The 17,738-nt window shown below is 73.5% G+C and carries 14 protein-coding genes and 1 tRNA gene; all 15 read right to left on the reverse strand.

What is annotated here, in order from left to right; genetic code table 11:
* Positions 1 to 21: 21 nt before the first annotated feature.
* The gene (locus tag ACFWIC_RS12140; RefSeq protein WP_380518049.1) at positions 22 to 1,326 is read right to left on the reverse strand and encodes a serpin family protein; all 1,305 of its coding nucleotides are present in this window, start codon (positions 1,324 to 1,326) and stop codon (positions 22 to 24) included.
* A 114-nt stretch (positions 1,327 to 1,440) separates the two neighbouring features.
* Positions 1,441 to 2,445, reverse strand: coding sequence for an ADP-ribosylglycohydrolase family protein (locus tag ACFWIC_RS12145; protein ID WP_380518052.1), 1,005 nt, complete (start codon positions 2,443 to 2,445; stop codon positions 1,441 to 1,443).
* Between the two features lie 36 nt (positions 2,446 to 2,481).
* Complete coding sequence (locus ACFWIC_RS12150) at positions 2,482 to 3,696, reverse strand: cytochrome P450 (protein WP_380359729.1); 1,215 nt, start codon at positions 3,694 to 3,696, stop codon at positions 2,482 to 2,484.
* A gap of 198 nt (positions 3,697 to 3,894) precedes the next feature.
* Entirely contained in the window at positions 3,895 to 4,875 is a 981-nt protein-coding gene (locus ACFWIC_RS12155) for a hypothetical protein (protein ID WP_380359728.1), read from the reverse strand.
* A complete protein-coding gene (locus ACFWIC_RS12160; RefSeq protein WP_380518055.1) occupies positions 4,872 to 6,086 on the reverse strand; it encodes a PP2C family serine/threonine-protein phosphatase in 1,215 nt (404 codons plus the stop codon). The genes ACFWIC_RS12155 and ACFWIC_RS12160 overlap by 4 nt, the downstream gene beginning before the upstream one ends.
* A gap of 13 nt (positions 6,087 to 6,099) precedes the next feature.
* The gene (locus tag ACFWIC_RS12165; RefSeq protein ID WP_329950375.1) at positions 6,100 to 6,759 is read right to left on the reverse strand and encodes a VWA domain-containing protein; all 660 of its coding nucleotides are present in this window, start codon (positions 6,757 to 6,759) and stop codon (positions 6,100 to 6,102) included.
* Positions 6,760 to 6,843: 84 nt separating this feature from the next.
* On the reverse strand, positions 6,844 to 7,374 hold the full coding sequence (locus ACFWIC_RS12170; protein WP_380518058.1) for a hypothetical protein: 531 nt from the start codon (positions 7,372 to 7,374) through the stop codon (positions 6,844 to 6,846).
* A complete protein-coding gene (locus ACFWIC_RS12175; protein WP_380518061.1) occupies positions 7,371 to 8,780 on the reverse strand; it encodes a methyl-accepting chemotaxis protein in 1,410 nt (469 codons plus the stop codon). Before ACFWIC_RS12175 ends, ACFWIC_RS12170 begins: the two co-directional genes overlap by 4 nt.
* 227 nt (positions 8,781 to 9,007) lie before the next feature.
* Positions 9,008 to 9,748, reverse strand: coding sequence for a Sir2 family NAD-dependent protein deacetylase (locus ACFWIC_RS12180; RefSeq protein ID WP_329950372.1), 741 nt, complete (start codon positions 9,746 to 9,748; stop codon positions 9,008 to 9,010).
* Between the two features lie 150 nt (positions 9,749 to 9,898).
* Entirely contained in the window at positions 9,899 to 10,513 is a 615-nt protein-coding gene (locus ACFWIC_RS12185) for a hypothetical protein (RefSeq protein ID WP_380359719.1), read from the reverse strand.
* 120 nt (positions 10,514 to 10,633) lie between these two features.
* A complete protein-coding gene (locus ACFWIC_RS12190; RefSeq protein ID WP_329950370.1) occupies positions 10,634 to 11,314 on the reverse strand; it encodes a response regulator transcription factor in 681 nt (226 codons plus the stop codon).
* Entirely contained in the window at positions 11,311 to 12,636 is a 1,326-nt protein-coding gene (locus tag ACFWIC_RS12195; RefSeq protein ID WP_380359717.1) for a sensor histidine kinase, read from the reverse strand. The genes ACFWIC_RS12190 and ACFWIC_RS12195 overlap by 4 nt, the downstream gene beginning before the upstream one ends.
* Positions 12,629 to 13,300, reverse strand: a complete 672-nt coding sequence (locus ACFWIC_RS12200) for a hypothetical protein (RefSeq protein ID WP_380359715.1) — start codon at positions 13,298 to 13,300, stop codon at positions 12,629 to 12,631. Before ACFWIC_RS12200 ends, ACFWIC_RS12195 begins: the two co-directional genes overlap by 8 nt.
* A 177-nt stretch (positions 13,301 to 13,477) precedes the next feature.
* Positions 13,478 to 13,551: transfer RNA gene (locus ACFWIC_RS12205), tRNA-Met, on the reverse strand.
* A gap of 242 nt (positions 13,552 to 13,793) precedes the next feature.
* Positions 13,794 to 17,687, reverse strand: coding sequence for a DNA-directed RNA polymerase subunit beta' (locus ACFWIC_RS12210; RefSeq protein ID WP_329885421.1), 3,894 nt, complete (start codon positions 17,685 to 17,687; stop codon positions 13,794 to 13,796).
* Positions 17,688 to 17,738 lie beyond the last annotated feature (51 nt).

The following is a 17,738-nucleotide window of genomic DNA, read 5'->3' on the forward strand; positions in this document are numbered from 1 at the left end:
CGGGGGCCCGGGGGGCCGTGCTCACTTGGCCTGCGGGTCGGTGACCTGGCCGAGGAAGAGCGGCCGGCCGGTGGCGGTGTCCCGGATCAGGAAGAGGAACGGCCGGTCGATGTGCAGCTGCACCGGGTCCTTCGGCATCGGCGCGGCCATCGCCTCGACGCCGACCCCGCTGCCGGCCGCCGCGACGGTGCCCTCCTCGTCGACCTGGACGGTGGCCTTCTGCACCACCGTGCCGACCCTGAGCGGCTCGGTCGCGCCCGCGCCGGGGATGCCGGAGAGGTCGGCACCCGGCTCGAACGCGGCCTTGACGCCGAGCGCCTGGAGGGTGGGCTTCAGCTCGTTGGCCGTGTCGAAGTGGAACTTCGGGAGGGTCAGGTCGACGGTCCGCTCGTCGAGCGAGCCCAGGATCATCTCCAACCGGGCCTGGTCCAGGCCCTTGCGGAAGGCCGCGAAGCCGCCCTGCGCGGGCACCACCAGGTCCATCGCCAGCGTGCCGCCCGCGTAGGGGAGTTCGACGGCCTGCCAGGGCTCCCCGAGGATGCCGCCGGAGCCCTCGGCGTAGCGGAGCGAGCCGCTCTGCCCCATGGTGGGGACGGCCGGCGCGGACCCGTCGAGGCGGTGGAACGGCCGGTCCGTGGTGCGCCCGGCCTTGAACGGGGTGGCCCACTCGGCCTTGAGGTAGAGCGCGTCGGTGAGCGCGAGCCGGGTGTCGGGGTTGATCGACCCCTGGCCGAAGAGGTCCTTGACGCGGCCCTCGGTGGCCTTCTCCACGGCGGAGTTGACGGTCTTCCGGGCGCCCTCCGGGTCCTTGCGGAAGTCGGCGGTGTGCACCCCGGCGCCGAAGGCCGCGGCCAGCACGCCCAGGTACCGCTGGTCGAGCGGGAAGTCCCGCTGGGCCCAGACGTCGTCCGCCTGCTTGAGCACCAGCCCGTCCTTGGCCGGGACGGGACGGTTCAGGGCGCCGGTGGCGAGCGCGTACTGCTGCGGGGTGAGTTCGGTGTGCAGCGCCTTGGCGAGCTCGTCGGCGGTGGTGCCGCGGGTGCCGGGCAGCAGCATGGCGAGCGCGGTGGCCAGGCCGGACGGCGAGAGCACCAGGTTGCGGCCGGTCTCGGCGGGGTCGGCGGTGAGGGCGTGCAGCAGGTCCAGCCCGAAGGCGCCGGTGGCGGCGGCGGTCGCGGCGACCTGGGCGGGATCGGCCGGTGGCAGCGACTCGGGGGAGGAGGCGCGGATCACGACCTGGCCGCCGCCTCCGGTGGAGCCGCAGCCGGCGAGCAGTGCCGTGCAGCAGAGCAGGAACACCGCCGGGCGGCGGGTACGGACGGACATGACTGGCCTCGTCCCCTGGGTCGGCGGCGCGGGCCGGTGCCCGCGCCTCGGTGTCGGTTCGACGCGGCGGGGCCCGAGGCGGTTCCACGGGCCCCGCCGGCCGCGGGGCCGGGATCAGTCCCAGAGCGCGCCGAACTCCAGCAGTTCGTCCCGGTGCTCGATCCGCTCCACCCACTCGGCGGGCCACGCGTCCGCGCCCAGGTGCGCCCCGGCGAAGGCGCCGGCCAGGCAGGCGATCGAGTCGGAGTCCCCCGAGGAGTAGGCGCCCCGGCGGACGGCGGCCACCGGGTCGTCCGGCAGCAGCAGGAAGCAGAGCAGTCCGGTGGCGAGCGCCTCCTCGGCGATCCAGCCCTCGCCGGTGGCCAGGCACGGGTCGGCCTCGACGTCGGGTGCGGCGAGCGCGGCGGTGAGCCGGTCGAGGACGGCCAGGCAGTCGTCCCAGCCGCGGGCGATGAACGCCTCCGGGGTGCTGTCCTGGGCGTGGTCGGCGAGGTCGCCGAGCCAGGACCGGTCGTACCGGGTGCGGTTGGCCAGCGCGTACGCGCGCAGCACGGCGGGCAGGCCGGCCGGCGGCAGGCCCTCGGCGAGCTTGCGGACGGCGAAGGCGGTGAGGTCGCTGGCGGCCAGCGCGGTGGGGTGGCCGTGGGTGAGCCCGGACTGGAGCTGGGCGGCGCCGGCCAGTTGGGCCGGCGCCAGCTCGCGGATCAGGCCGAGCGGAGCGACCCGCATGTTGGCGCCACAGCCCTTGGAACCGGTGTCGCTCGCGCTCTGCCACCGGCGGCCGGGCGTGCTGAGCCGCGCGCAGGAGGCCAGGCAGGTGTTGCCGGGGGCACGGTTGTTGTCCGGCGAACGCCACCAGTCGAGGAACTCCTCGCGCACCGGCGGCTCCAGCCGGGCCGCGGTGAGCGGACCGGTCTCCAGGGCGGTCCGCAGGCCTCGGGCCAGCGCGAGCGTCATCTGGGTGTCGTCGGTGATCAGCGCCCGGCCCGGCAGGGGGAGTTCCCGCCAGTCGGGCCACTGCCGGGCGATCTGCTCGACGTCCTCGAACTCGGTCGGCCTGCCCATCGCGTCGCCGATCGCCAGCCCCAGCAGCGCGCCCGTCGCCTTGCCCCTGCCCACGATGCACTCCCCCTCGCCCGGCCCCCGGCCGAACCGTCAGACCTCGACCAGCAGTTCCTTGAGCCCGCGGATCACGTAGCCCGGGCGCCACTCGGGCTCGCGGACCAGCCGCAGGCCCGGCGCCCGGCGCAGCAGCTCGCCGTACGACTCGGTGAGCTCCAGTCTGGCAAGCGGGGCGCCCAGGCAGAAGTGGATTCCGGCGCCGAACGTGATGTGCGGGTTGTCGGCGCGGCCGAGGTCGAGCCGGTCCGGGTCGGCGAACCGCTCCGGGTCGCGGTTGGCCGAGCCGAAGAGCAGGGCGACCTCCGAGCCGCGCGGGACGGTGACCCCGCGCACCTCGACGTCCTCCAGCACCCAGCGCTCGAACATCTGCAGCGGGGTGTCCCAGCGCATCAGCTCCTCGACGGCGGTGGGCAGCAGCCCGTCGACGTCGGCGCGCAGCCGGGCCAGTTCCCCGGGGTTGCGGAACAGCGCCCACCAGCCGTTGCCGGTGGTGTTGACGGTGGCCTCGTGGCCGGCGTTGAGCAGCAGCACGCAGGTGGAGATCATCTCCTGCTCGCTGAGCGCGTCCGAGCCCTCCTGGGCGTGGATCAGCGCGCTGATCAGGTCGGTGCCGGGGGCGGCGCGGCGTTCGCGGATCAGGGCGCGCAGGTAGTCGGAGAACTCGACGCTCGCGGTGACGGCCCGGCGGGCGGCCTCCTCGGTGGGGTTGAGTTCGAACATGCCGGTGATGTCGGCGGACCACGGGCGCAGCAGGTGCCGGTCGGCCTCGGGGACACCGAGCATCTCGGCGATCACCGCGACCGGCAGCGGTTCGGCGACGGCTCCGATCAGGTCGCCGCCGCCGGCCGCGAGCAGGCCGTCCACCAGTTCGCCGGCGAGCCGCCGGACGGTCGGGCGGAGCCCCTCGACCATGCGCGGGGTGAAGGCCTTGGAGACCAGCCGGCGGATCCGGGTGTGGTCGGGCGCCTCCAGGTCGAGCAGGCCGTTGTCGTTGAGGGTGTGGAACGGCTCGTGGGCCGGGTCGGGCAGGGGCCGCCCGAACTCCTCGTGGCTGAAGCGGTGGGTGTACGTCCGGCCGAGCCGGCGGTCCCGCAGCAGGGCGCTGACGTCCTCGTACCGCGAGACCAGCCACTGCCCGGTCGGCTCGTAGTACGTGACCGGGGCCTGCTCGCGCAGGTCGGCGTAGGCGTCGTACGGGTGGGCCACGAACTCCGTCGACCAGGGGTCGAACTTCGGTGTCGTCGTCATCGGTCGATCACTCCAGGCCGTGAGGGGAAGCCGGAAGGATCATCGTACGCATGCAGTCCGTCCGGCCTCCGGCCCCTCCCGCGTCCCCTCCCCTCCCGCGTCCCCTCCCCCGTGCACCGCGCCCCCGCGCGGCCCTCCTCGTACGGGCCCCCCTCCTACGCCCCCCCGTACGGCCGGCCGGCCTCCGGCCTGCCCGCGTCAGGTCGGGCGGCGCAGCGGGATGCTGCCCCGCGGGGCCCGACCGTCGAACAGCCGCTCGTCGACCGGGCGGGCGGCCCTGGCCGGACCGCCGGCCCCGAGCGGGATGCTGCCCCGGCCGCCGAGCGCCAGCAGCCAGGCGGTCAGGTCCGGTCTGGTCCCGTACGGCCCGCCGGCCTGCTCCCAGATCCGGCGGACCGTCGCCAGCTGCCGGTCCGTCAGCACGTCCGGCAGCGGTTCGAACGGCTGCCCCGGCGTGAGGTAGGGGTCCTGGGCCAGGGTCCGCCCGAACAGCAGGGCCGCCTTGTAGCGGTCGCTGTCCACGGTGGCGCTGCTGCCGTGCGGGGAGAGCGGGTCCGCCCAGTCGGGCGTGTCGGTCTGCTCCAGGACCGGCGCCGCCCCGACCCGGCGGACACCGTCGCAGTCGAGCAGATGGACGGCGGGCTCGGGGACCACCGACCAGAGCACGTTGGCGTGCGAGAGGTCACCGATCACCAGCCCCCAGCGGTGCAGGCGCTCGATCAGCCCGGCCAGCTCCAGCACCAGGGCGAGCCGCTGCTCCGGGTCCGGGCGGACCACGCCCTGGGTCGCGGGCTTCTCCGGGTAGAAGAGGTACTGCGCCTCGGTGAGCCTGCGCCCGCCGGCACCCGTCTGCCAGGACATCGCGGCCGGCGCCTCCTGCATCAGGAACCCGACGCAGCCCGGGCCGTCGACCACCCGGCAGAGCGGCCAGGCGGCCTGCGCGTCCAGCCGGTCCCGCTCCTCCCCGGGGAGCGCGAGGCGCAGGGCGACCAGCTCGGCCAGGGCCGGGCCGTGCACCTTCCCGGGGTCGAGGTAACGCTTGAACAGCAGGCCCGGGTAGCCGGCCAGGCGCTGCACCAGGCCCTGGCCACCCCGCCCGGCCTCGGCCCCCACCGCCAGCAGCGCGAGTTCCACGTCCGCCCCGCCGGCCAGCGCCGTGGCGATGTCCGGGGCGCTCACCGGGCGGCCTCCCAGAGGCAGACGGCCGTGCGGTCGTCGTCGTAGCTGCGCACCCTCACCTGGGCCTGCCAGAGGAACTCGGCCAGGCCGGGGACGTCCGGACCGCCCCACCGGTCGGCGAGGAAGTCCTGCAGGTCGGGCTCCTTCAGCAACGGCAGCGCCAGACCGTCGGTGCACAGCACCAGCAGGTCGCCGGGGCGCGTGTCGGTGATCAACCGGACCCGGGTCTGCTCGTAGGCCTCGGGCAGGCAGTGGGTCCGGGTGCTGATCAGCGCGCCGTCGTCCTCGTCCTGCTCGCAGTTGGTCCAGCCGCCCTCCCGCAGGCGCAGCAGGCCGCCGTCGCCGACCGAGACGAAGCCGCGGGCGGTGACGTCCGCGTCGGCCGGCACCAGCAGGGCGCGCAGCGTCGTCGAGTACGACTTGGGGTCCAGGCCCCACTGCCCCGCGTCCTTCGCCAGCTCGCCCGCCACCGCCGCGACCATCTGCCCCATGAGCACCGCGAAGTCGGCCTCGGCCCCGATCCGCAGGCAGGCCAGCAGCGTCTCCGCCTTGTGGGCGACCTGCCGGGCCAGCAGCCGCAGGACGCCGTTGGAACCGCGCTGGGAGTGCTGCTGGGAGCCGACGCCGTCGGCCACCGCGAGCAGCAGCAGGTCACCGGCCCGGGTGACCAGGACGGCGTCCTGGCGGCACTCGCCCCGGTAGCGGTGCGAGTCGCCGCGGACGGAGGCGGCCCGGACGGTGACCGGGCCGAAGGTGCCGCCGTCCACCACGGTGTCGGGCAGCGTCCCCGCGTAGAGGTCGGCGCCGACGTCGGCGATGCCGGTCGGCTCGGGCGTGTAGGCCGGGGGCTTGCGGCCGACGTGGTGGACGGCGCCGGGTTCCTCGCCCGACACCGGCACCAGGCCGGACGCTCCCGCCGCCGGTGCCGGCGGCACGCCGGGCGCCGCCGCGGGCCGGTCGCGGCCAGGCTGCCCCGCCGCGTCCGGCCCGGTGGTGGCCGGATGCGGCAGGAACGGCACCGGGGTGGACGGCACGGGCCTGGCCGGGGCCGGGGCGACCGGGCCCGGCCCCCAGCCGTGCTCGTAGACGGACGAGGCGACGTCGATCGGGTCGAAGGCCCGCTCGGGCACGGGCTCCGGCCCCTGACCGCCCCGCGGGTTGCCGTGCGGGTTGTCGTACGGACTGCCCTGCGGATTGTCGTACGGGTTCACCTGGCGACCCCGCTCAGAGCTTGTCGAGCGAGACGGCGGTGAACCCGGGCACGTGGTCGTCGACCTGGAGGCTCATGCCCTGCCCGGCCGCGGTCGCCCCGCTCACCGAGCGGACGATCGACCGGGTCAGGCTGGCCGCGAACTCCCGCAGCGCGACCGCCGGGTCCGCCGACCCCTCCTCCTGCATGAAGGCCTTGAACGTGGCGACGTGCGCGATCACCGTGCGGTCCGCCTGGCCGATGCCGAAGGCGATGATGTGCGGCCGGAACGCGGCGGCGAGCAGGTCCTGGTACGGCTGCTCCCAGTCGGAGTCGGTCGGCACGCCGTCGGAGAGGAAGAAGACCACCGGACGGTAGACGTCGTGGCCCTCCGCCTTCAGCTGCTGCACGTCCCGCTCGATGGACTGCCGGAGCAGGGTGAAGGCGTTGCCGAAGGAGGTCAGGCCGGAGGCCTCCAGGGCGGGCAGCTCGTCCAGGTCGCTCAGATCGACCAGCGGCTGCAGCTCGTTGGCGTCGGTGGAGAAGCCGATCAGCCCGAACCGCGTCTTGTCGGAGATGGTCGGGTTGGTGCTGATCTCCTGGTGGAGGTTGAACAGGGCCTTGTTGAGGGTGTCGATGTCGGCGCTCATCGACCCCGACTCGTCGCACACGGCGTAGAACGGGAGGATCTGCACGGCACTTCTCCTTGGTCTCGCAGTTCACAGCGGGTGTGGGGCACGGTTCGGAACGGGGCCCGGACCGGACGGCCGGGGCCCCGGTCAGCCGGTGTAGAAGTAGATCTCCAGCGAGGCGTGCCGGGGGTTGTCCGTCAGCGAGATGAAGTCCCGGGTGGTGGTGCCCCGGAACATCTCCGGACGGGCCTGCGCGAGCAGCCCGTTGACGGTGTGCGCGTACGCCTGTCCGGCGCCCGGGTCGCGGTTGCTGCCGAACGTGAGCACCACCGCGGCCTGGCGCCCGGCGTACCGCTCGGTGGCCGCGCGGATCTGCGCCACCAGGCCGGCCGTGTCGGAGGAGTCCCCGGTGACGTCGACGGTGACCGCGTCGTGCTCCACCCCGCGCGGGCCGGCGGGGGTGGGCGTCGGCCGGGGTGTCTCGGAGGCGGTGGCACTCGCGTCGGCCGTGGCCGTGGCCGTGGCCGCGGGCGTCGCGGTGGCGCGCGCGGCCGCCACCGGGTCACCCTGGTCGCCCATCGCGACCAGGGCCAGGACCAGCAGCAGGTCCGCGAAGAGCCAGCCCGCGAGGTGTGCGCTCCGGACGCGCGGCCGCCCGGTTCGGAACCGGTCCCTCATCGGCCCGCCTGCCGCACCGGCACCTCGTCCAGCTCCAGCAGCGTCTGCTCGTCCGCGACCGCGACCGCGACCGCGACCGCGTCCGCGACCGTGTCCGAGACGCCCGGCGTCCCCGGGGCGTCCAACGGGTCCGAGGGGCGCGAGCGGGTGCCGCCCGCGCCCGGTCCGGGCTCCGACACGGTCTTGACCAGCAGTGCTCCCGGGCCCGGGGCCCGCCGCTCGTCCCGGGCGTCCACCCGTGCCGCCGCGGCCGCGGCCGCCGAGGCCGCCGCGGTGACCCGGTCGGCCATCGACGCGACCTCCCGGGCCAGCCCGTCGAGCTGCTCCAGCAGCCGCCCGCCGACGTCGGCGACGGTCTCCGCGCCGGTGGTGAACCCCCGCTGGGCGACCGCGAGGTCCCGCACCGCGTCCTCCACCCGCTCGCCCGCGTCGGACAGTTCGGCGCCGACCCGCTCGGTGGCCCGCCGTACGGCATCGGCGGCGTCGGCCGCCTGCTGCCCGCCGCGCCGGACCAGGTCGTCCGTGGCGGCGGCGCCGTCCCGGACGGTCCCGGCGAGCTTCTCGCCGCTGTCCCGCACGGCCTTCCCCACGCCGTCGACCGCCTTCTCGATCCCGTCGACCGCCCGCCGCAGCGGGTCCACCGCCGCGCCCACCTCGGCCAGCCGCTCCCTGGCCCCGGTCACCGACCGCTCGACCACCAGCGCCGCGTCGCTGAGGTCCCGCTGGGTGTCGGCGGCCTGCCGACCGAGCCGCTCCAGGGTCTCCGCCGCGCCGGTGAGCTCGGCCACGAACCGCTGCGGCGAGGACCGGCGGCGCTCGTTCAGCACCAGCTGCGCCCGGGTGAGCACCGGGGCCAGCTCGGCCAGCAGCTCCTCCGCCTCCTGCACCGCCCCGGTCTCGCGGCGCTCGGTCCCGGCCCTGCGGACGCCGTGCGCGACGGAGAAGACCAGCAGCAGGGCGATGAACAGCGTGGCGGACAGCGCGATGTCGCCGAAGGTGGCCCAGCCGGCCAGCCGGCCCTCGAAGCCGGTCTGCCAGAGCTGGAGGAACGGCCGGGCGGCCTGCGCCGCATCCGCACCGATCAGGGCCTGGTAGGCGCTGGTCGCCTGCATCAGGCCGGCCCAGGTGACCAGCAGCGGGACGAACACCAGTCCACCCAGGGCGACTTCGAGCCAGGACCAGAACCTCGGTTCGGGCCGCGGCCGGACCGCCGCCCGGACGCTCTCCGGCCGGACGAAGCTCTGCATCAGGTCGAGGTCGGCCCACTGGTCCAGGTCGCCGGCGCCCGAGATCGCCAACCCGAGCTCCTTGAGCTCCTCCTGACGACCCACCAGGCCGGGCCTGGCCGCCAGAGCGCGCAGCTCACCCCCGATCGCGCGACGGTCCAGCAGTCGACCTGACGTCATGAGGGCTCCTTCGGTGCGCGCCGCCGCGGGGGTGAACGCCCGTGGCCGGTGCGGTGCGCGGGCGGAGCCGCCCGCGCAGCCTCCCCCCGGTGGCCGGAATCCGGCCACGCCGCTCCGTGCCGCAGCGTAGCGCAGAACCACCCTGCGGGACTGGGCAGTTCGTCCAGTGGATACCTGTTCGTCACCGACTCGCCCGGGCCCCGGGGGCCCGGGCGGCGCCGGAGGTCTCAGACGTACCGGGCCACCAGCCGGCGGACCAGGTCCGGCAGCGCGGTGGAGATGGGCTCGCGGATCACCTCGTCGGCGACCTCGTCGAACGGGGTCGGCTCGCCGTTCATCACGATCAGCCGGGCCCCGTTCCCGAGCGCGCTGTACGGCAGTTCGGCCACCGGGAAGACCTGCAGGCTGGTGCCGACGGCGAGGAACAGGTCGCAGGCCTTGCTGACGGCGTCGGCCTGCTGGATCACCTGCGGGTCCAGCTGCTCGCCGAACATGACGGTCCGCGGCCGCAGCACCCCGCCGCAGGCCCGGCAGTCCGGGTCCGGCTCGCCCGCCGCCACCCGGTCCAGCGCCTCCGCCACCGGGCCCACCACCTTGCACCGCATGCACTGCACCTCCTGTGCGGTGCCGTGCAGTTCGAGCACCTTGCGGGGGGACTGGCCGGCCCGCTGGTGCAGCCCGTCGACGTTCTGGGTGAGCACCCGGACGGGCAGCCCGGACTGTTCGAGGTCGACCAGCGCCCGGTGCCCGGCGTTCGGCTCGGCGGCCAGCGCACCGACCTCGGCGCGCATCAGCCAGGACCGGCGGCGAACGTCCGGGTCCGATGTGTACGGGCCGATGGTGACCAGCCGCGGGGCCTCCGGATCGCGCTGCCAGAGTCCGTTCGGGCCGCGGTAGTCGGGGATGCCGGAGTCGGTCGAGATGCCGGCGCCGGTGAGCACGGCGATCAGCGGGCGCTTCGCGTTCATGCCCCGGACGGTACGGCCGCTCCTCGCCGGCCCGCCACCGATATCCGCCCCAGGTCGCGCGCAGGCCCGCGCCCCGGCCTGCCCCGCTCAGGCCCGCTCAGGCCCCGCCCAGGCCCGCTCAGGGCCCGCCCAGGCCCCGCCCAGGCCCGCTCAGGCCACGACCGGCCGCCCGGCGCCGGCGCCGAAGCCCGCCAACGGAGCCAGGGCCACCAGATAGCACCCCGCAGCGACCGGGATCAGCGCCAGGTCCGCCGCCGTCAGCACCGTCCCGGCCAGCACCAGCACCGGGCTCCACCAGCGCAGCGTGCGCGCCCGGCCCACCGTGCCGGCCACCAGCAGCGCCAGCAGACCGACGTAGAACAGCACTGGACCGACCGAGTAGACCACCGGCACCACCCCCGGATGACTCTGGACGCTGTCGAACAGCCGGTGCTGGTCCGCCTTGTCGACGGCCACCGCCCCCACGTACAGGTCGATGACGATCTGCACGACCGACGCCGCCAGCCCTGCGGACGCCACCCCCAGGGCGGCGCGCGCCGCGACCCTGCCCGCCGCCGTGCGGTGCGGCGCCGGCCACCGCTCCAGCGCGACGAGCACCGGCGCGAACAACACCAGCCCCGCCAGCATCAGGCCGTGACCGACCAGCCAGCCCGCACCGGGGTCACGCGATCCGTCCAGCAGCCGGATGCCGCCGTACAGCGCCATCAGAACGGGTCCGCCGATGACCGCGAACGGGGTGGCGCGACCGAGCGTCGAGGTGTCCATGGGTGCTCTCCCGAGGTTGGGGCCGTCGTTGTTCCGACACCCCGGATCCTGTCCGCCGCCGCCCTCGTCGCGGATCGCCCGCACCGGCGAATCCGGCCCCTCCCCCGCGCGGGGGAGCCGTCAGCCCTCGCCCGCCACCACCGCGCCCGCCTCGTACGCGAACACCACCGCGTGCACCCGGTCACGCAGACCCAGCTTGCCCAGCACATTGCTGACATGGGTCTTCACCGTGTGCTCGCTCACCACCAGCTCGGCGGCGATCTCGGCGTTGGAGAGCCCCCGGGCCAGCAGCCGCAGCGTCTCCCGCTCGCGCCCGGTCAGCTGCTCCAGCAGCCCGGACGGCGGCCGTACCGCCCGCTCCGCGCCGCCCGGCCGCCGGGCGGCGAACTCCCCGATCAGCCGGCGGGTCACCGACGGCGCCAGCAGCGCCTCTCCGGACGCCACCATCCGCACACCGTGTGCCAGGTCGTCCCGGCGGACGTCCTTCAGCAGGAACCCGCTGGCTCCCGCGTACAGCGCGTCGAAGACGTAGTCGTCGGCGTCGAAGGTGGTCAGCATGATCACCTTCGTCTCCGGGTACTCCGCGCAGACCCGGCGGGCCGCCTCCAGCCCGTCCATCACCGGCATCCGGACGTCCAGCAGCAGCACGTCCGGCCCGTGCACCCGGACCGCCTCGATCGCCTCCGCGCCGTCGCCCGCCTCGGCGACCACCTCGATGTCCGGCTGCGCGTCCAGGATCATCCCGAACCCGGCCCGCACCAGCTCCTGGTCGTCCGCGACGACCACCCGGATCGGCTTCATCCACCCACTCCGCCCACTCCGCCCACTCCGCCCACTCCGCCCACCAGCCCGGACGCCCCCAGCGGCAGCCGGGCGCTCACCAGGAAACCCCTGCCGCCGGGCCCGGGACCGGCCTCGGCCCGGCCGCCGCAGGCCGCCGCCCGCTCCCGGATGCCGACCAGCCCGCGCCCCCCGGACCAGCCGCTCGCGGCCCGGCCGGCCGGCAACGGCACACCGCGCCCGTCGTCGGAGACCACGACCGCCAGCTCCTCCCCCTCCCGGACCACCCGCACCAGCGTGTGCGAGGCGCCCGCGTGCTTGACCGTGTTGGTCAGCGCCTCCTGCACGATCCGGTACGCGGCCGCCTCCACGTCCGCCGGCAGCGGACCGCCGACGCGTCCGAGGTCGAGATCGACCGAGAGCCCGGCCGTACGCACCCGCTCCGCGAGCGCCGCGAGCTCCGCCAGCCGCGGCTGCGGCGCCAGTTCGGGCGCCGCCCCCTCCTCCTTCAACACGCCGAGCACCCGACGCAGTTGCACCATGGCGTCCCGCCCGGAGTCGGCGATGGTGTCGAAGGTCCTGATCGCCCGCTCCGGGTCCGAACGCACCACCACCGGCCCCGCCTCCGCCTGGATCACCATCAGCGAGACGGCGTGCGCCAGGATGTCGTGCATCTCCCGGGCGATCCGGGCCCGCTCCTCGGCCACCGCGCGCGCCGCGTCGCTGGCCGCCCGGCGCCCGGCCTCCCGCGCCCGCTCCGACTCCACCTGCGCCAGCCTCCGCAGTTCACGCACCAGCGAGCCGAAGACGAACGCCCCGACCGAGGTCAGCAGCGAGAACAGCATGCCGTTCGGCGACCGCGTCCCCACCACGTTGGCGACCACCACCACGGCCAGCACGGCCCAGCGCTGCCCGTCCCTGGCCCGGTCGGCCACCGTGTAGAGGGTGACCACGGCGTACAACGGCAGCTGCGGCATCGCCGAGTGGGCGAGCACCGAGAGCACCGCCGACACCCCGCCGCTGACCGCCAGCACCGTGACCGGGGCGATCCGCCGCCACGGCAACGGCAGGGCCGTCCCCAGGGCCAGCAGATAGGCCCACCAGGACCACGCCGTGTCGTCGTGGTACACCGACCAGAGCGAGACCCCCGCCGAGCCGACCGTCAACAGCCCGTCCACCACGTACGGGTTGACCCCGGCCAGCCCCGCCCGCCAGCGCACCGCTCGCCCCACCGTGACACCTCCCCCGTCCGCGGGGAGGCCCACCCCGCGGAGAAGATCATGCCCGACCGGCAGCAGCGTGAGCACGCCCCGGCCGGCGTCCCGTACCACGCCGTCAGGCATCGGTGACCACCACACCCCCGGTGTCGGTCCGCGCCGAGATGGTGCGCGGCGCGCCGGCCTGCCGGGGCACCGCCACCTCGACCCCGCCCGTCACCGCCTCCGCGTCCACCGCGTACGGTTCCCCGCCCGGCACCCGCACCCTGACCTCGCCGGTCACCGACCGCGCCTCCACCGTGGTCGGGCTCGCCGCGAACGCCACCTCGACACCACCGGTCTCGGCGCTCACCCGTACCGTCGGCGAGGTCAGCGCCGTCCCCTGGACGCCACCGGTGCCCACCTTGGCCTCCACCTCGCCGGCCAGCCCGTGCAGCCGGATCCCGCCGGTCTCGCTGCTCAGCCGCACCACCGTTCCGGCCGGCACGGTCACCTCGTAACCCACCCCGCAGTCCGAGCAGTCGTACGCCAGCCTGAGCGTGCCGTCCCGCACCTCGTGCCGGGTCTCCGGCGCGGGGCCGCGGTAGCTCTGCTTCTCGACCACCCGCACCGTGTCCCCCGCGCGGACCTCGATCCCCCCGGTCCGCCCCTCGACCACCAGCTCCCGCACCGGCTCGGCCACCCCGTAGGAGACCGTCCGGCGCTCGTCCTCGTCCCAGAAGCACCCCACCGACCCGAGCAGCACCGCCCCCGTGATCGCCACGGCCCCCAACGCCCGCTTCGCACCCATCCCCGACACCCTCTCGTCCACGTCCGTTGCCGACGCCCCGAGCCTGCCGCGCCGGCCCCCGCCCCCGCTTCCCCCGCCCGACCCGTTTCCCGCCCTCCCCCGCAGGAGGGAGGGCGGAGGAAACGGGGAAACGCCGAAGGGCCCGGAGGCGATGTGCCTCCGGGCCCTTCGATTCAGTAGCGGGGACAGGATTTGAACCTGCGACCTCTGGGTTATGAGCCCAGCGAGCTACCGAGCTGCTCCACCCCGCGTCGGTAAACACGACCTTACGCGACCACGGCCGGGAAACCTAACCGGACTCCCCCGGCCCCCGAAAACACCACCCGCCGGCCACCCACCGGGGACCGACCGGGGACCGACCGCCCCGCAGCACGGGCCCGCACCGGGCGGGAGACCAGGCACCAGGAGCCCCGGGAAGCCCCCAGGAAGCCCCGGGAACGCCGCAGGGCGGCCACCCCGTGAGGGGTGACCGCCCTGCGGTTCAACCGTGGACTCAGCCGGTGTACGGGCCGTAGTCGTAGTCGTCCAGCGGGACCGCCTGGCCGGAGCCGGCACCGAAGGGCGACAGGTCGTAGTCGTCGTAGCCGACGGCCGAGTACATCGCGGCCTTGGCCTCCTCGGTCGGCTCGACCCGGATGTTGCGGTAGCGGGGCAGACCCGTACCGGCCGGGATGAGCTTGCCGAGGATGACGTTCTCCTTGAGGCCCAGCAGCGGGTCCGACTTGGCGTGGATCGCCGCGTCGGTCAGGACCCGGGTCGTCTCCTGGAAGGAGGCGGCCGACAGCCAGGACTCGGTGGCCAGCGAGGCCTTGGTGATACCCATCAGCTGCGGACGGCCGGAGGCGGGGTGACCGCCCTCGGACACCACGCGACGGTTCTCCTGCTCGAAGCGGCCGCGCTCGACGAGCTCGCCCGGGAGCAGCTCGGCGTCGCCCGACTCGATGATCGTCACGCGGCGGAGCATCTGCCGGATGATGATCTCGATGTGCTTGTCGTGGATCGACACGCCCTGCGAGTTGTAGACCTTCTGGACCTCGGCGACCAGGTGGATCTGGACGGCACGCTGGCCCATGATGCGCAGGACGTCGTGCGGGTTGGTGGCACCCATGGTCAGCTTCTGGCCGACCTCGACCGCCTCGCCCTCGCCGACCAGCAGCTTCACACGCTTCGAGACCGGGTAGGCGATCTCGTCGGTGCCGTCGTCCGGGGTGACGACCAGCTTGCGGGTCTTCTCGGTGTCCTCGATGCGGACCCGGCCCTGCGCCTCCGAGATCGGGGCCACACCCTTGGGGGTACGGGCCTCGAAGAGCTCGACGACACGCGGCAGACCCTGCGTGATGTCGTCACCGGCCACACCACCGGTGTGGAAGGTACGCATGGTCAGCTGGGTACCGGGCTCACCGATGGACTGGGCGGCGATGATGCCGACCGCCTCACCGATGTCGACCAGCTTGCCGGTGGCCAGCGAGCGGCCGTAGCAGAAGGCACAGGTGCCGACGGCCGACTCACAGGTCAGGATCGAGCGGGTCTTGACCTCGCTGATGCCGTGGCGGATCAGCTCGTCGATCAGCACGTCGCCGAGGTCGGTGTTGGCGGTGGCAAGGAGCTTGCCGTCCACCGTGATGTCCTCGGCGAGCATGCGGGCGTAGACGCTGGTCTCGACGTCGTCCGTCTTGCGCAGGACGCCGTCGGCACCGACGGTGCCGATCGCCAGCTTCAGGCCGCGCTCGGTGCCGCAGTCCTCCTCGCGAATGATGACGTCCTGGGAGACGTCGACCAGACGACGGGTGAGGTAGCCGGAGTCGGCGGTACGCAGAGCGGTGTCGGCCAGACCCTTACGGGCACCGTGGGTCGAGATGAAGTACTCGAGAACGGTGAGGCCCTCACGGAACGACGCCTTGATGGGACGGGCGATCGTCTCGTTCTTCGCGTTCGACACCAGACCACGCATACCGGCGATCTGGCGCATCTGCATCATGTTTCCTCGAGCGCCCGAGTCCACCATCATGAAGATGGGGTTGGTCTTCTCGAAGTTGGCGTTCATCGCCTCGGCGACCTCGTTGGTCGCCCGGGTCCAGATGCCGATGAGCTCCTGCTTGCGCTCGTCGTTGGTGATCAGACCGCGCTCGTACTGCTTCTGGATCTTCTCGGCCTGCGCTTCGTAGCCCTCGAGGATCTGGGCCTTCTGCGGCGGGACGACGACGTCCGAGATCGAGACGGTGACACCCGAGCGGGTGGCCCAGTGGAAACCGGCCGCCTTCAGGTTGTCCAGGGTCGCCGCGACGACGACCTTGGGGTAGCGCTCCGCCAGGTCGTTGACGATCGCGGAGAGCTGCTTCTTGCCCACCTCGTAGTCGACGAACGGGTAGTCCTCGGGCAGCAGCTCGTTGAAGAGCGCGCGGCCCAGGGTGGTGCGCAGGCGGAAGGACTCGCCCTCGAACCAGGCCGGCTGACCGTCCTCGTCGACCGGCGGGGTCCAGCTGCGGGGCGGGACGGTGCCGATCGGCAGGCGGACGTCGATGACGGCCTGGACGTCCAGCTCCTTGGCGTCGAACGCCATGACCGCCTCGGCGGTCGAGGAGAAGGAACGACCGTCGCCCTTGACCTTCGGCCGGTCCGAGGTGAGGAAGAACAGACCGAGCACCATGTCCTGGGTCGGCATGGTGACGGGGCGACCGTCGGCCGGCTTCAGGATGTTGTTCGAGGACAGCATCAGGATGCGGGCCTCGGCCTGCGCCTCCGCGGAGAGCGGCAGGTGGACGGCCATCTGGTCACCGTCGAAGTCCGCGTTGAACGCGGTGCAGACGAGCGGGTGGATCTGGATGGCCTTGCCCTCGACCAGCTGGGGCTCGAAGGCCTGGATGCCGAGGCGGTGCAGGGTGGGTGCACGGTTCAGCAGCACCGGGTGCTCGGCGATGACCTCTTCGAGGACGTCCCACACGACCGGGCGGGCGCGCTCGACCATGCGCTTGGCCGACTTGATGTTCTGCGCGTGGTTCAGGTCGACCAGGCGCTTCATCACGAACGGCTTGAAGAGCTCCAGCGCCATGGCCTTGGGCAGACCGCACTGGTGCAGCTTGAGCTGCGGGCCGACGACGATGACCGAACGGGCCGAGTAGTCGACTCGCTTGCCGAGCAGGTTCTGACGGAAACGACCCTGCTTGCCCTTCAGCATGTCGCTGAGGGACTTCAGCGGGCGGTTGCCGGGGCCCGTGACCGGGCGACCACGACGGCCGTTGTCGAACAGCGCGTCGACGGCCTCCTGGAGCATGCGCTTCTCGTTGTTCACGATGATCTCGGGCGCGCCGAGGTCGAGAAGCCGCTTCAGGCGGTTGTTGCGGTTGATCACGCGGCGGTACAGGTCGTTCAGGTCGGAGGTCGCGAAGCGGCCACCGTCCAGCTGCACCATCGGACGCAGGTCCGGCGGGATGACCGGGACGCAGTCCAGCACCATGCCGTTGGGCTTGTTGGTGGTCTGCAGGAACGCGGAGACGACCTTGAGGCGCTTGAGCGCACGGGTCTTCTTCTGGCCCTTGCCGGTGCGGATGATCTCGCGCAGGCGCTCGGACTCCTCCGCCAGGTCGAAGGTCTCCAGGCGGTCCTTGAGGGCCGCCGCGCCCATCGAGCCGGAGAAGTAGGTGCCGAAGCGGTCGCGCAGCTCGCGGTAGAGCAGCTCGTCGCCCTCCAGGTCCTGGACCTTGAGGTTCTTGAAGCGCGCCCACACCTCGTCGAGACGGTCGAGCTCGCGCTGCGCGCGGTCGCGCAGCTGCTTCATCTCGCGCTCGGCGCCCTCGCGCACCTTGCGGCGCACGTCGGCCTTGGCGCCCTCGGCCTCCAGCTCGGCCAGGTCGGTCTCGGCCTTCTTGGCGCGGGCTTCGAGGTCGGAGTCGCGACGGTTCTCGATCTGCTGACGCTCGACCGAGACGTGCGCCTCCAGGGACGGCAGGTCGCGCTGGCGGCGCTCGTCGTCGACCCAGGTGATCATGTAGGCGGCGAAGTAGATGACCTTCTCGAGGTCCTTCGGCGCCAGGTCGAGCAGGTAGCCGAGGCGGGACGGCACACCCTTGAAGTACCAGATGTGCGTGACCGGGGCGGCCAGCTCGATGTGGCCCATCCGCTCACGGCGCACCTTGGCGCGGGTCACCTCGACGCCGCAGCGCTCACAGATGATGCCCTTGAAGCGGACGCGCTTGTACTTGCCGCAGTAGCACTCCCAGTCCCGGGTGGGGCCGAAGATCTTCTCGCAGAAGAGTCCGTCCTTTTCGGGCTTCAGGGTGCGGTAGTTGATGGTCTCCGGCTTCTTGACCTCGCCGTGGGACCACTGGCGGATGTCGTCGGCGGTGGCCAGGCCGATGCGGAGCTCGTCGAAGAAGTTGACGTCAAGCACTGGTCGTCAAGCCCTCTTTCGTAAGTCGAGAGTCGTTCATGTGGTCTGAGG

The organism is Kitasatospora sp. NPDC127035, assembly GCF_042726075.1.
Lineage (GTDB): Bacteria > Actinomycetota > Actinomycetes > Streptomycetales > Streptomycetaceae > Kitasatospora.